The 13,652-nt window shown below is 46.9% G+C and carries 14 protein-coding genes; 7 read left to right on the top strand and 7 right to left on the bottom strand.

Features of this window, described 5'->3' with window-relative positions; genetic code table 11:
• The first annotated feature begins 346 nt into the window (after nt 1-346).
• Nucleotides 347-1,903, top strand: coding sequence for a transcriptional regulator TyrR (tyrR, locus tag EXT46_RS11820; RefSeq protein ID WP_022945285.1), 1,557 nt, complete (start codon nt 347-349; stop codon nt 1,901-1,903).
• 18 nt (nt 1,904-1,921) lie between these two features.
• Here the strand turns inward: tyrR and EXT46_RS11815 are convergent, their stop codons facing one another.
• Nucleotides 1,922-2,407 (bottom strand): hypothetical protein, encoded by a 486-nt coding sequence (locus EXT46_RS11815; protein WP_130147453.1) that lies wholly within the window; start codon nt 2,405-2,407, stop codon nt 1,922-1,924.
• A 145-nt stretch (nt 2,408-2,552) separates the two neighbouring features.
• Here EXT46_RS11815 and EXT46_RS11810 point away from each other — a divergent pair, with 145 nt between their 5' ends.
• Entirely contained in the window at nt 2,553-3,086 is a 534-nt protein-coding gene (locus EXT46_RS11810) for a thioesterase family protein (RefSeq protein ID WP_022945283.1), read from the top strand.
• A gap of 45 nt (nt 3,087-3,131) precedes the next feature.
• Here the strand turns inward: EXT46_RS11810 and EXT46_RS11805 are convergent, their stop codons facing one another.
• Nucleotides 3,132-3,785: an OmpW family outer membrane protein gene (locus EXT46_RS11805; protein ID WP_022945282.1), complete on the bottom strand. Its 654-nt coding sequence runs from the start codon at nt 3,783-3,785 to the stop codon at nt 3,132-3,134.
• Nucleotides 3,786-4,031: 246 nt separating this feature from the next.
• On the opposite strand from EXT46_RS11805, the gene dapE reads away from it, so the two are divergent.
• Complete coding sequence (gene dapE, locus EXT46_RS11800; RefSeq protein ID WP_130147451.1) at nt 4,032-5,201, top strand: succinyl-diaminopimelate desuccinylase; 1,170 nt, start codon at nt 4,032-4,034, stop codon at nt 5,199-5,201.
• 57 nt (nt 5,202-5,258) lie between these two features.
• Here the strand turns inward: dapE and EXT46_RS11795 are convergent, their stop codons facing one another.
• A complete protein-coding gene (locus tag EXT46_RS11795; RefSeq protein WP_130147449.1) occupies nt 5,259-7,001 on the bottom strand; it encodes a lysophospholipid acyltransferase family protein in 1,743 nt (580 codons plus the stop codon).
• A gap of 136 nt (nt 7,002-7,137) precedes the next feature.
• Here EXT46_RS11795 and EXT46_RS11790 point away from each other — a divergent pair, with 136 nt between their 5' ends.
• Complete coding sequence (locus EXT46_RS11790; RefSeq protein ID WP_130147447.1) at nt 7,138-8,061, top strand: glyoxylate/hydroxypyruvate reductase A; 924 nt, start codon at nt 7,138-7,140, stop codon at nt 8,059-8,061.
• Between the two features lie 319 nt (nt 8,062-8,380).
• Here EXT46_RS11790 and smrA read toward each other — a convergent pair whose 3' ends face one another.
• The 3 genes from smrA to EXT46_RS11775 all read right to left on the bottom strand — a co-directional run bounded on the left by smrA (nt 8,381) and on the right by EXT46_RS11775 (nt 9,883).
• On the bottom strand, nt 8,381-8,974 hold the full coding sequence (gene smrA, locus EXT46_RS11785; protein WP_053910275.1) for a DNA endonuclease SmrA: 594 nt from the start codon (nt 8,972-8,974) through the stop codon (nt 8,381-8,383).
• Nucleotides 8,975-9,087: 113 nt separating this feature from the next.
• Entirely contained in the window at nt 9,088-9,312 is a 225-nt protein-coding gene (locus EXT46_RS11780) for a hypothetical protein (RefSeq protein ID WP_231658063.1), read from the bottom strand.
• Nucleotides 9,313-9,427: 115 nt separating this feature from the next.
• Nucleotides 9,428-9,883, bottom strand: coding sequence for a hypothetical protein (locus EXT46_RS11775; protein ID WP_165381112.1), 456 nt, complete (start codon nt 9,881-9,883; stop codon nt 9,428-9,430).
• 135 nt (nt 9,884-10,018) lie between these two features.
• Here EXT46_RS11775 and EXT46_RS11770 point away from each other — a divergent pair, with 135 nt between their 5' ends.
• Nucleotides 10,019-10,402 carry a response regulator gene (locus tag EXT46_RS11770; RefSeq protein ID WP_022945274.1) on the top strand — a complete coding sequence of 128 codons (384 nt, stop codon included), beginning with the start codon at nt 10,019-10,021 and terminating at the stop codon, nt 10,400-10,402.
• Between the two features lie 65 nt (nt 10,403-10,467).
• On the opposite strand, the gene rpsT is transcribed toward EXT46_RS11770, so the two are convergent.
• Nucleotides 10,468-10,728 carry a 30S ribosomal protein S20 gene (gene rpsT / locus EXT46_RS11765; protein ID WP_022945273.1) on the bottom strand — a complete coding sequence of 87 codons (261 nt, stop codon included), beginning with the start codon at nt 10,726-10,728 and terminating at the stop codon, nt 10,468-10,470.
• A 325-nt stretch (nt 10,729-11,053) separates the two neighbouring features.
• Between rpsT and murJ the strand changes: the two genes are divergently transcribed.
• Nucleotides 11,054-12,634 (top strand): murein biosynthesis integral membrane protein MurJ, encoded by a 1,581-nt coding sequence (gene murJ / locus EXT46_RS11760; protein WP_081604425.1) that lies wholly within the window; start codon nt 11,054-11,056, stop codon nt 12,632-12,634.
• Nucleotides 12,635-12,695: 61 nt separating this feature from the next.
• Nucleotides 12,696-13,649 carry a bifunctional riboflavin kinase/FAD synthetase gene (gene ribF / locus EXT46_RS11755; RefSeq protein ID WP_130147443.1) on the top strand — a complete coding sequence of 318 codons (954 nt, stop codon included), beginning with the start codon at nt 12,696-12,698 and terminating at the stop codon, nt 13,647-13,649.
• Nucleotides 13,650-13,652 lie beyond the last annotated feature (3 nt).

Genomic DNA, 13,652 nt, shown 5'->3' with positions numbered 1-13,652 from the left:
CATTTTATGTGAACGGGTGGCCCGCTATCACCATGGTAAAAAAGCGAGGTTATGCATAGAATTGCACGCGCTGCGCTGCTTTATCCTGATGACAAGCGCGCGACAGTATACATAGAGCCATGCATCAGGGGAAGCACTGACGCTTAACCGCCAATGAACCCAGAGCGCTACCATGCTGGCTTTTTAGCCTTATATTGTGCAATCCAGACGATAACTTCTTGGCGTGGGGGTATAAAATAGAATCGATTATTTGTTCAATTTTCTTTACGTTTTGCTATCCATCTTAGCCTTTTATAGCGTATGATTGCGCCCAGCATTTGATTGGTAACACGTGATTGAGGGATCCATGCGCCTTGAAATATATTGCCAAGACCGAATCGGTATCGCCCAAGAGATACTGAATATCCTGGTGAGCTACCAAGTTGACCTAAAAGGCATCGAAGTAGATGCTAAGCATTGTCGTATGTATGTCAGCTTCCCCCCCATCGAGTTTGAGCAATTCCAAAAAATTATGCCTTCTATCCGCCTAATTGACGGTGTTGAAGACGTTCGAACAACCGCATTTATGCCCTCCGAGCGTGAGCATAACGAGCTTAATACGCTGCTCAGTGCGCTCCCCGATGGCGTTATCTCCATTGATAACAAAGGTTGGGTGCGGTTGTGTAATGCTGCGGCATGTCGCGACTTACAATTGAGCGAGCAAGACGTGGTCGGTGCCAATATCAATAACCTCCTTAAAGGCTTTAATTTTACTCGCTGGTTAGAGGGGTCAGAGGTATTAGGACAAACCACCCGTGTGGAAGTGGCCGGAGAAGATTTCATTGCCGATATTCTGCCTATCTCTGTGCCTCAAGGTGAAGAGCAAGACGCCTTGGCGGGGGCGGTTATCAATATCAAATCACAAAGTCGTTTAGGTCAACAAGTCAGTGCATTTCGCCGCTATGGCCAAGAAAGTTTCGCCACCATACATAATTATTCAACGGCGATGCGCCGCACTGTACGCGAGGCACGCAAAATGGCGCAGCTTGATGCGCCGATATTGATCACCGGTGAAACGGGCACAGGTAAAGAGCTTATGGCCAGAGCCTGCCACTATGCCTCTAATCGTTCGGTTAAACCCTTTATTGCGTTGTCATGCGCCTCTTTGCCTGATGATGTTGCCGAATCAGAGTTATTTGGTTATGCCGGATATGAAGACAACGCCGCACCCAAACGCGGGGTATTAGAGCAAGCCGATGGCGGCACGGTATTTTTAGATGAGGTTGGCGAGATGTCGACCCAGCTGCAGACCAAACTGCTGCGCTTCTTACAGGACGGTACTTTCCGCAAGGTCGGCGATGAGAACGAAGTAAAGGTCAATGTGCGCATTATCGCGGCGACGCAAAAAGATCTTCCAGCCATGGTGCAAGAGGGAGGCTTTCGCGAGGATCTCTATTATCGTATTAACGTACTGACGCTGGAAATATCACCATTGCGTGACAGAAAAGCAGATATTGGGCCCCTGGCCGAGCACTTTGTGCAAAAGTATGCGCAGCAAAACGGCGCGACGGTACCTAGCTTAAGTAAAGAGTGTATTGAGTATTTGGAGCAGTATCCATGGCCGGGCAATGTGCGGCAATTAGAAAATGCCATTTACCGCGCGGTATCTTTGCTCGATGATAGCGAATTGACGGTGGAGCACTTGCAACTTCCGAGCTTCACCAATGATCTTGGTTACTTGGAGTCTGATTTTGAAGGCAGCCTAGATCAGGCGGTAAAACGCTTTGAAGCTACGTTATTGCGTAAACTTTACCCTGCATACCCAAGCTCTAGACAGCTTGCAAAGCGTTTGGGCCTGAGTCACACCGCTGTAGCAAATAAGCTGCGTGAATACGGGATAAACCGAAAAACGGTCAAAGTTTAATAATGGCGCCGTTAGGCGCTATTTTTTTGTGCCCATGTTCTTAGTGACCCCACTGACGGTGATTGATTCAACGCCCTCAGCTGCGAAATTTACTTTTATAGCGGCATTATTGCTGGTGAAAAAGTAACTGCGATCATCAATATGTAACTCGTAATTGCCTTTAACCTGTTGCTCAAATTGTCCTTTCTCTAGGCGAATTACATGTTCGCCGAGTTGCCAGTAAAAGCTGTCAAACCAGCCAGAGTGGAACTCTTGCAGCCATACTTGGCTGTCGTCTTTACTAAGCACTAAGGCCAAAGAGTATGACTCGGGGAGGGTGTCCATATCATAACTTTTGTTGCCGATACGCAACGTACCTTGCTCACTGTCCCAAGCGAAACCGAAGGTGAAAGGCGTTTGTTGTCCGGCGCTGTTTGCGGTTGTGCCCTTACCGACGTAATCAAAATCAGCAAAGCAAGGCATACTCATTGCCAATGTGGCCAGAGCAAATAAAGTTGGTTTCATATTAACCCCTTTGTGAGCGAGAAGTTTTAACCATAAATGACCTAGCGTCGCTGCGCAACTAACGCACTAAGGTGCTCGACGACTCAAGCAATGCTATGATGGTGGTCTTACCTGTTTCTTAACACGCTACCACAAGGAGAGCGCGGTGAACTTATACTTCCGTTTATTATGGCTGTTTTTCAAAATCAAAGGTAATAAAACACAACAGCCGCTGTTGGATACGGTCGATATTGACTTTCGGGCCTGGCCACTGGATTGCGACATTAATTTACATTTAACGAATTCTCGTTATTTGGCGTTAATGGATATCGCTCGGACATGGATGACTGCGCGTTTAGGACTATTGCGAGCGGTGATGAAACGCCGTTGGTTCCCTGTGGTTAATGCGACAGCAATCACCTATATTCGCGATGTAAAACCATGGCAAAAATTCACGGTTTCGACCCGATTGGTAGGCTGGGATCACAAGTATTTTTACATCGAGCAAAAATTCACCTCACACCGAGGCCTGCATGCCATTGCTTATGTACGGGGCGTGTTTCGCTCGCGAAAAGGGGTCGTCGATATCGAAGAGATTTTGGCGCTGGCTGATTTTAATGATGAGGCACCCATTTTGCCGCCGGAAATCATGCACTGGAAAGCCATGTTGGAGCAAAAAAAAGCGACTAACAAGAATTAGCCGCTTTAGTTGCTTACATTAGCAAGTGGTAACCGTGAATCGGTATTAGAAGGTGTAACGCACACCTAGCATCGCCACAACAGGGTCAATTTTGACATCGACGGTCAGCGCTTTCTGGCCGTTTGCATATACACTGGCATCGCTATCAATGTCCATGTAGCTCACCATACCGTGTAAACCCCAGTGCTTGTCGAATGCATAGTTAAAGCCAACTTGAGCGGCCAAACCAACTGAGTCGTCAAGCTTGAGTTCAACATCATCAGTCCCTAACGTGGTTTTTAAGTCTTGGCTTGCTTGCTCATCAAAAAACACCGTGTAGTTTACGCCGGCACCCACAAAGGCACGGAACTTATCACCTGCTTGGCCAAAGTGGTATTGACCTAATAGCGTGGGTGGAAGGTGCTTAATGTTACCAATTTTCGCACCTTCAAGGCCAAGGCGACCATTAACGTCATGGCTAAATGGCGTGGCGGCGATAAGTTCAATGGTCCAATTGTCATTGAGTGCATAATCGAACGTGAGACCAAGCTGAGTATCATCGTCGGCGTTAAGCCCTAAGGTTGGGGCTTCGTTAATTTTAGACACTTCACTATCAGGGTTTACGTTGATAGCGCCAACGTTAACACTTAGGTTAGCGTGAGCGTATGAAGAGGTGCCAAGGAAAAGGCCAATTAGAGCTGCGCTGAGTGTTTTTTTCATCATCATATTCCTGTTCGATACATCGGAAAAGCTTTGCTGTTGGCGCCATTATCACTACTTAAGAAAAATAAAAACTGTTCTAGATCAAGCTTTGCCTCAGGTACGCTGCAGAGCGATTAAAAACCTTGATTTAGATTAAACTTTTATCCATTTCATGCACACAAAGGAGAGTTCATAAGCTGACATTAAGATGTCATATGAGCAGGTTGTAATAGCCTTACCAACAGCTGCAACAGGGCAGGCGTTATGCAATTGAACACATCGCAACAACAACGCGTTAATCAAGATAATGTCGTTTCATATTTACAACAGCTTATTCGGTTTCGCTCCATTACCCCTGAGCAAGGTAGGGCTATCAATTGGTTACAACAACAGCTGCAACAGCGTGGTTTTAATTGTCATGTATTCACCTGTCATGGTGTCACGAACCTTGTTGCCGATTGCTACTTTGGTCCAGGCGTCAAGTTTGCCTTTTGTGGCCATATCGATGTTGTACCTGCTGATGCATCGCGGTGGCATGTTGATCCCTTTGCTGCTGAGATAATCAATGGTGAAATTATTGGCCGAGGAGCCGCTGATATGAAAGGCGGCGTCGCAGCAATGTTGGAAGCGACCGATAGGGTGCTCATGCAAAGCCCAACACAGGGGCACTTTTATTGGTTGATCACCTCTGATGAGGAAGGTGAGGCTCTTTATGGCAGTGCGGAAATAGCTAACTATCTCGCCGCCCAAGGTAAACATCTTGATGTCTGCCTAGTAGGTGAGCCCACAGCGGATAAACGCGTTGGCGATACCATCAAAAATGGCCGCCGTGGTGCACTTTCAGCACGTATTGAAGTTCTTGGTAAAGCCGGGCATGTGGCTTACCCCGAGCACAGTGTGAATGCCGCACATTTGGCTGCTCAGATGAGCATGGCCTTGCAACAAATAGATTGGCAAAAAGATATTGAAGGGTCGAAAACAACATTACAAATAACTGGTCTCACAGTCCCTAACAGTTTAGATAATTTGGTGCCAGCCAGCTGCTTTATAGAGTTTAATGTGCGTTATAGTCATGGTTATCGTAGTGAAAGCGTTAAACGCTTAATCACCGCCGCCTTGGCGCCTTGGCAGCAACATACGACAATTAGTTGGCAGCGTCCCTGTGAGCCTTATTACACGGCGGGTGGGGGAGCGTACGACCTGCTCGCAGCGTTGGAAGAAGCTATTTACCAAAGCACTCAGAGTTACCCGCAACTGAGTACCAGTGGCGGCACCTCTGATGGGCGCTTTTTTGCCAGTGCTGACACCCAAGTGGTCGAATGCGGTGTACGTAACCACACCATACATCAAGACAATGAGCGTGTGGCTGTGAGTGATTTAGCTAAGATCACCGAAATCTATGAGCGCACATTGGCGCATTTTTTCACTAAATAACTCAAGTGAGTCATGAAAAAGCCGGCATACGCCGGCTATTTTTTGGTTGGGGGTTGGTTAATCCCTATTGCAGGTGCGCTTAATGAGGGTTTCGTTGTTAAGGTAACGGCGCGCCTTTTTTTCTTTTAGCTTTGCCATATCTACCAGTACTAGGCCATCGATACAGTTGTTGAAGTCGGGGTCCACACTGAAGCTTAAAAATGAGACGCCCTGAGGCTGGCAAAGTTCAGTGTATTGTTTGAAGAGCGTGGGAACTTGTGCTCCCATATTGGCAAGCACGTGTTTTAACTCTGCAAAGTCAGCTTTTGCATCACTGCCATTAAACAAACGTTGGCACTGCTCTTTTACACATTCGCTGTATTTAAACTCATGTTTAGCCGTTGCCAACGGCTGTTGCTGAGCGTAGTAATGCTGATAATAATAAACTAATAGCTCTTTGGCATTTTGAGGCAGAGCATTAGATAAACTGACGGCCCCAAATAAATAGCGATATTGCGGGTAGCGACTAATAAACGCACCAATACCAAACCATAAGTAATCGAGGCTTTTGCGGCCCCAGTACTTGGGTTGCACAAAGCTTCTGCCAAGTTCGATGCCAGCACCGAAGTAAGGCGCCATATCGTCTTGGTAGTTAAACAAACTGTCCGTGTATAACCCTTGGCGTCCGTGTTTGGCAATAATATCATCGGCACATGCAAGGCGGTAAGCGCCCACAAGCTCTAGCTGCTTAGGATCCCATAGAATGAGGTGGTGATAGTCCATGTCATATTTATCGATATCACGGCGGCGACCACTGCCTTCGCCAACAGCGCGAAAGGCGATTTCACGAAGGCGTCCGAGCTCACGAAATAGCGGTGAACTGCCTTGGTAATTATATAAGTAGATTTGCATGCCATCTTGGGTTTCTCCCAGACGCTCGCATTCACCAAGCGCCCCTACTAAGGCTTGGCGGCACTCGGCGTGGGCAATAGGGGCTTGGGTTTTTAACAGTTCAGGCTTTTTAGTCCCCAATCTATATAGCTGTTTACGAATAAGTCGGCTGATCTCTTTGTCATTAAGGTTATCAATAAGGTAAGACTTCGGCGGAATGGCAGTGCCTATTTCGAACTCCAGCGACTTTTGCCGTTGCTTAAACATTTCTTGAACTAATAATAAGGTGGCAAGCGGCTTGTAAATCATCGACGTACCGTAAAACAGCGGACTGTTCTTAGCTTTTACTAAAATCGGTAAGATGGCCGCATTGGCCTTTTTGGCTATACGCAGATAGCCATTGTTCCACTTGCAGTCTTTAACGCCTGTTGGGCGTAGCCGCGACACTTCGCCAGCAGGGAAAATCAACAAGGCTCCTTCAGCTTTAAGGTGCTGATGAATGGCATTGAGTTCTTGCTTGCGGCTGTTGCCAGACATGTTATCAACCGGCAGTAGTAATGAGTGCATTGGCGTTACACTCATCAGCAAACGGTTGGCAACAACACGGATATCCGGGCGTACGCGAGCTAGCACACTGATCAGCGCCAAGCCATCCAGTGAGCCAATTGGGTGATTCGCGATAATTACTAGGCGGCCTTCGCTTGGGATATTATCCAACTGTGATGAGCTAAAGCGAGCACTGAAGTCCAGCTCTTCGAGTACTTGCTCGATAAACTCTAATCCTTGTAGGTGAGGATAGGTATCGGCAAAAGCAACAAACTCTTGTTCGTGTAATAAATAGCCCAGCCCTTTCTTTACCAGGCCTTTTACTTTTGGTGAGTTGGCAAGACTCGGTAAGTTATCTTCAACCACTTTATCAATACTGATCATATTACCACCCTTTGGTAACGAGATTAGCCACAGGGTAAGAATTAACCATGACATCAAAGTGTAAAATAGATGACAGTTTCAAGACGACATCGGGTTGTGGGATACTGAGGCAAACTATCGCTGTGATGGAGATAATATGAGTTTATTAGTGGCAATTGCGAACAGAAATACAGATAAGCTGCAGAGCATGCTTAAACAGCAACTGGGTGAGCAGCAAGTGCAAGTATGGCCTGATATTGAGGATGCTGCAGCGATTGATATGGTGCTTGGCTGGCAGGTACCAGCTGAGGTGTTTAGTGCTTTACCAAATCTAAAAGCGGTGTCTTCTTTTGGTGCCGGTGTCGACGGCCTTAACCTGGATGCCATTGCAGATCATGTGCCGGTCACGCGTATTGTTGATAATGAGCTGGCAGCAGATATGGCTGAATACGTATTAACTCACGTGCTGCTGCATAAATCTCATATGCCTCGTTACTGGCGCCAACAAAGTAGCAAACAATGGCGAGCGAAGCGGGTGCGCGCACACAATCGCGTCGGCCTGCTCGGTTATGGTCAGCTTGGTAGCGCTATTGCGCAGCGTTTAGCGGCTAATGGCTTTACTATCAAAGCGTGGTCGAACTCAGAAAAACCTGACACAGCGACGGTGACACACTTTTGCGGTGATAGCGGCCTAAACGAGATGCTTGCGCATGTCGATTTTTTGGTTTGTATACTGCCTTTGACTGCTAAGACCCGCAATATAATTGATGCTGAGCTGTTGGCAAAACTGCCTGCGCATGCGGTATTAATTAATGTTGGCAGAGGAGAGCATGTATGTGAAAGACCATTACAAACCGCACTATCAAAACACACTTTAGGCGGTGCCACCCTTGATGTGTTTCGCCAAGAACCTTTGCCAGAGGAGAGCCCTTTATGGCACCAAGAAAACCTCATTTTGACCCCGCATTGCAGTGCGCTTAGCCGCATTGAAACGGTTGTTGAGCAAGTGGTCGACAACTATCAACGCTTGCAGTCTGGGCAAACATTAAAGCATCTTATTAGCCGCGAACGAGCTTATTAAGTTGTTTTAATAGGAACTAAACACTGTGTAAGTAAACAGCTTGTTAAGTTTTAGTCAGTTGCTATAGTAAACAAGCTACATGCTTGATGTATAAAAAAAATAACAAGTTAGGCTATTTTATTAGCCGCAACCTTTATAGGAAGCGCTATGAAACATAATCAAGGCGGAGCTAAGCTCAGCTATGTGTTGTTTTGGGTTGCTTTGCTGGGACTCGCAGCTTGGTTCAACCAAGCCAATGCCATGCCGCTGTAAAGCTCCTATTTGTAACTGACATTCGACGGACAAAATGCCGAAGCCTAGGGTTTCGGCATTTTTATTTTCAGCGTTTAGCGTGGCGTTCGCGGTTTTCTAATTTCTTATCGGCACTTTTCTTTAATAGCACGTAGGTTGCGCCTAGGCCGCCATGGGGCTTCAACGCACTGTGGCAGGCAAGCACACAGGACAATTGTTTGAGCCAATGATTGACGTAGCTTTTGAGCAGCCCTTTCTGGGATTGATTACGCTCCCCAGTGCCGTGACGCACTAACAATACGCGAATGTTACGCTGGTGGCAGTCGCTCACCGTTTCATACAGTGCCTGGCGTGCCTGAAGCAGTGATTGACCGTGCAAGTCGAGTGTGGCGTCAACGCCATATTTTCCTAAGCGAAGGTTTTTGTACACGCCGTCTTGTACACCATCTTTTTTGTAGGCGATAAAATCGAGTGGGTCAATCAAATCAATGTATTCGGTGCTGAGGATGTTGTCATCTAACTCTGCATCTAACTGCGCCGCCAAACGTTTGTGTTGTTGCGCGAGGGTGGGCGTGGTGTGCGGTTCGAAGTAGCTTACCTTATCGTTTTGCTTGAGCGGCGTTACATCCTCCATTAGCTCTGCGAAAAGATCCGAGTCTGGGCTTTTATGAGACGCTGTCATGATGACCTCGCTTACATGGTTACTACTAGCTTTATACTAGCCCAATATACGGTGTCAGTACTATGATGATCACTCTCGATAGTACTGACTGCGTATTTTTAAACCAATTCAAGCTAAACCGATGGGCCACTGATGCGCTGTGTGTACACCTTAAATAAATAAAACGTATTAATTAAAACCAGGGAGATGTTAGTCAGTCCATTGGGGGTTACTAATTGTTGCGCATGCACAAAAAATAACAGACCAATCGCTACACTTGCGCCAATGCGCAGTAAGCGTCCATGACTAATAAAAAATGCGCCAATAGCCAGTGCTCCAAGCAAAATCTGAATTCCCAAGTTGACGTCCAAGGTGTATCGCTCCACAACGTGATGGTTAAAAAAGGAGCGCTATTATGCGAACGTGAAGGCCCTTAAGCAAGCGAAAAAATATATCTTTTTCGGATAAGTTTTTCTAACTTGAAAAAAGATGCACTAAGACTGCAAAAAAACCTTCTTGTTTGATGATTTCATAGCGATGACAAGTATCTGCTTGCGTGCGATCTCGGCATAAGTACATGGCCTTGTTGGCGTCTATGGATTGCAGGTAAAGCTCTGAATCTACGAGTGTTGGGCCACCAAGTAGGGTGGGCACGTAAATGCTACTGGCCACTAACCCCAGCTTTTGATAAGTGATCAACTGAGGTTTTGGCATCAGCATAAATATTGCCAGCAGCGCTAATAACGTAAATAAAATAATTTGGCCTAACTTACCCTTTGGTTTGGTGCGCTGCGGAGCTCCTTGGCGCGACGGCTCATCCTGCTGTGCTTGGTGCTGCGAGGCGTTATCTGCCGAAGAGGGCGGCCGCTTAATTCTTTTTGGCGTCGCTGCTTGCTTCAAGAGTGAATGCTTTTTAGTTTTTTTTACCATAACGCTCTACACACAGGTTTACTTGGCCTAAACTATATAGGACTCTATAATATAAACGTTTTTTTAGTATAGCGTGGCTAGGGCTGGAAGTTAACTTAAACCCCAGTGGCTAAGGCGCAAATTAGGGAAGGTCCAATGGATGAGGATATAGCGATTTTAATCGTGGATGATGTGGGTACGGTGCGTAGCTTTTTACATCAAACGTTAATGCATTTAGGCATTGAAAATGTAGATGAGGCGGCAAACGCTGCGCAATGCATGTCTGCGTGCGCGAATAAAGAGTACGATATTATCTTTCTCGACATCGAATTGCCTGACGGCGATGGCAAAGACATGATTGCAGACATAAATAGTCAGCTCCCCGAGGCCAATGTGGTTATGGTCAGCGCTCACTCAACAATTGATAATGTTAAGGACGCAATTGATAAAGGCGCTAAGGGGTTTGTGGTTAAGCCGTTTTCGCCCAAGAAAATAGCAGCCATGCTGAAAAAGTTTTATCCCAACATGGAATTTGTTTGATTTCTTGAATTATAGGCATAAAAAAACCGGCTAATGCCGGTTTTTTGCGTTATCAAAAAACTAAATTATAGTGCTTTGATTTTCGCTGCAAGACGGCTCTTATGGCGAGCAGCCTTGTTTTTATGGATTAGACCCTTAGTCGCGTAACGGTCTAGGATAGGTGTTGCTTGTGCGAAAGCAGCTTGTGCCGCTTCTTTGTCGCCAGCTTCAATAGCAGCAGATACTTTTTTGAAGTATGTACGCATCATTGAACGACGGCTTGCGTTGTGCTGACGGCGTTTTTCGCTCGTTACAGCGCGTTTCTTTGCAGACTTGATGTTAGCCAAGGTTTGCTCCTAACAATCTTAAATAAAGCTTATATTTAAAGGCCGTGGACTATGCCCTCTTTTTTCCAATTTGTCAATCAAATTAACAAAAGACAAAGCAAACTGCGGGAGTAACGAATCGCCAATGGCTACCGGGAGACACATATATACAGTGCAAAGTTGGGTTAACGCACTATATACCCAAATAAATGATTGGTCTGTTATTGCAGTTTAGGCCTCTGACCTCGGCGGATTATAGCAAAGCTATTAGGCAACCACCAGCGCTGTATTCGCTGCCTATTTGTTGGCATAATGCCGCCATTATCGTTTGCCTCAGTGAGGATATGTGGCTAACAGTTTATTTCGTTCTGGCATGATAGTCAGCGCCATGACCATGATATCGCGCGTACTGGGCTTAGTGCGTGACGCCGTTGTGGCAAATCTTTTAGGAGCTAATGCGGCTGCCGACGTATTCTTATTTGCTAATCGCATTCCCAATTTTTTACGCCGTTTATTTGCAGAAGGGGCCTTTGCCCAAGCTTTTGTGCCAGTGCTCAGTGAAATCAAGGAGCAGCAAGGTGATGATGCCGTGCGCTTATTTGTAGCGCGGGCGGCAGGCACCTTAGGCACTATCTTGTTGGTGGTGACCATTGTTGGCGTGATAGGTTCGCCCATAATCGCCGCACTGTTTGGTGCTGGGTGGTTTGTTGATTGGTACCAAGGCACAGGTGAGGGCGATAAATTTATTTTAGCTTCGGCGCTGTTGAAGTGGACCTTCCCGTATTTATTTTTTGTTTCGCTGGTCGCGCTCAGTGGCGCCATATTGAATGTGTATAACCGCTTCGCGGTGGCGGCCTTCACCCCGGTGCTGTTGAACGTCGCCATTATCAGCAGCGCTATATACTTGCATCAGTATGTCAGCATTGGAGCTTACGCTTTAGCTATCGGTGTGTTCATTGGTGGGGCGGTGCAATTAGCCTTTCAGTTACCGTTTCTATACCGCGCCAAAATGCTAGTGAAACCACGATGGGGGTGGCAAGACCCTGGCGTGGTCAAAGTGCGAAAACTGATGATCCCAGCGTTATTTGGTGTATCGGTATCGCAAATCAACCTCTTTCTCGATACCGTGATTGCCTCTTTTTTGGTGACTGGCTCCATCGCCTGGTTGTACTACGCGGACAGGCTCATTGAATTTCCTTTGGGTTTATTCGGCATTGGCATTGCCACGGTGATTTTACCGACCTTATCCAAACTCCACGCCGGTGATAAAGGATCTGATTTTCAGCACACCTTAGATTGGGGAGTGCGTTTTGTGATCTTTCTAGGGTTGCCTGCCATGCTAGGACTGATGGTAATAAGCCCGTTGATTATTACCGTGTTATTTGACCACGGTGCGTTCGCAAGCGCTGAGGTGGATCATGTCCGCGCAGTGTCCTTGGGGGTGGCCGCCTATGCCGTTGGTCTGGTCAGCTTTATGCTGATTAAGGTATTAGCGCCGGGCTTTTACGCTCGTCAGGATACCCGCACGCCGGTGCGCATCGGCATTATCGCCATGGTTTTGAATATGGTATTTAACTTACTGCTCGCCCCGTTTATTGGGTATTTGGGCCTCGCGTTGGCCACCGCACTCTCTGCGACTTGTAACGCCCTATTGTTATATCGACAGCTGGCTAAAGAGCAGGTTTATCATTTTTCAAAAACCAGTGTCATCTTTACTGGCAAATGCTTATTTGCTACTGCCTGTATGGGGGCGGCGGTGTATGCTTTACAAAGCCAGTTTATGTGGCAGCAATGGCCTTTTTATGAGCAAATCGCTTTGTTGGCAGGGCTGATTTTTGTGGCGATGAGTTGTTACTTTGGCGTGCTATTCATTATGGGCGTGCGCCCAAGTATGATAAAAAACGTGGCAACTACTGAATCACATTAAAAAAAAGATTATAATCGAGCACTTTCGTCAGTCGTAGTGCGTAAAACAAGGCCTTTTAGAAATGGAGCTGATACGCGGGATCCACAATATTCGAAGCCAACATCATGGCTGTGTACTCACCATAGGCAATTTTGATGGTGTGCACCTGGGTCATCGAGAGGTGATAAAAGGTTTATTGCGTGATGCTAGCGCGCTGAACTTACCCAGCACCGTGATGTTATTTGAGCCGCAGCCGCAAGAGTTCTTTTTAAAAGAACGGGCTCCGGCACGCTTGACTCGACTACGTGATAAGCTTGCCTTACTCGCTAAGCTGGGCGTGGAGCGGGTGGTCTGCGTGAGCTTTAATAGCCGCTTTGCCAGCCAAAGTGCAGCTGAATTTGTTAGTGAAGTATTGCTGAAAAAGCTTGGCGTCAAAGCACTCACTGTGGGCGACGACTTCCGCTTTGGCAAAGGCCGCAGTGGAGACTTCTCGTTGCTCAAAGCCATGGGTGAAACAGCCGGTATGGCGGTGAAAAGCACCGAGAGTTTTAAAAAGGCCAATGCACGAGTCAGCAGTACAGCTATTCGTGAAGCGCTCAGAGCCGGTGACTTAGAACTGGCTAAAGCGATGCTGGGTCACGATTACGCCATTAGCGGACGCGTGATTCACGGTTGGAAAAAAGGCCGGGAGCTTGGCTTTCCAACGGCCAATGTGGCTCTGAAGCGGCAAGTTTGTCCGCTCAGCGGTGTCTTTGCGGTGCAAGCTAAAGTGGGTACGCACACTTATAACGGCGTCGCGAATGTGGGCAATAAGCCCACCTTTAACGGTACCCGAGCCTTGTTGGAAGTACACTTGTTTGATTTCCAACAAAGCATCTATGGGCAATTTATCGAAGTGCAGCTTAAAGCTAAGCTGCGCGATGAACACAAATTCAATGGTCTTGATGCCTTGGTGGCGCAAATTAATCAAGATATTATCGAGGCCAAACAGTTTTTTACTTTATCGACTACCGCAGATGTCAGCGGCGGTCTGTAGCCG

It is taken from the genome of Pseudoalteromonas sp. CO325X (genome assembly GCF_004208955.1).
GTDB classification, from domain to species: Bacteria; Pseudomonadota; Gammaproteobacteria; order Enterobacterales; family Alteromonadaceae; genus Pseudoalteromonas; species Pseudoalteromonas ruthenica.
The sequence above is the reverse complement of the archived record's forward strand: the minus strand, read 5'-3'. Positions and strand labels throughout refer to the sequence as shown.

Excerpts from the sequence above, each read along its gene's own strand:
- tyrR (WP_022945285.1), top strand. The coding sequence starts at position 347 with ATGCGCCTTGAAATATATTGCCAAGACCGAATCGGTATCGCCCAAGAG.
- EXT46_RS11815 (WP_130147453.1), bottom strand. The coding sequence starts at position 2,407 with ATGAAACCAACTTTATTTGCTCTGGCCACATTGGCAATGAGTATGCCT.
- EXT46_RS11805 (WP_022945282.1), bottom strand. The coding sequence starts at position 3,785 with ATGAAAAAAACACTCAGCGCAGCTCTAATTGGCCTTTTCCTTGGCACC.
- dapE (WP_130147451.1), top strand. The coding sequence starts at position 4,032 with ATGCAATTGAACACATCGCAACAACAACGCGTTAATCAAGATAATGTC.
- EXT46_RS11795 (WP_130147449.1), bottom strand. The coding sequence starts at position 7,001 with ATGATCAGTATTGATAAAGTGGTTGAAGATAACTTACCGAGTCTTGCC.
- EXT46_RS11790 (WP_130147447.1), top strand. The coding sequence starts at position 7,138 with ATGAGTTTATTAGTGGCAATTGCGAACAGAAATACAGATAAGCTGCAG.
- smrA (WP_053910275.1), bottom strand. The coding sequence starts at position 8,974 with ATGACAGCGTCTCATAAAAGCCCAGACTCGGATCTTTTCGCAGAGCTA.
- EXT46_RS11775 (WP_165381112.1), bottom strand. The coding sequence starts at position 9,883 with ATGGTAAAAAAAACTAAAAAGCATTCACTCTTGAAGCAAGCAGCGACG.
- EXT46_RS11770 (WP_022945274.1), top strand. The coding sequence starts at position 10,019 with ATGGATGAGGATATAGCGATTTTAATCGTGGATGATGTGGGTACGGTG.
- ribF (WP_130147443.1), top strand. The coding sequence starts at position 12,696 with ATGGAGCTGATACGCGGGATCCACAATATTCGAAGCCAACATCATGGC.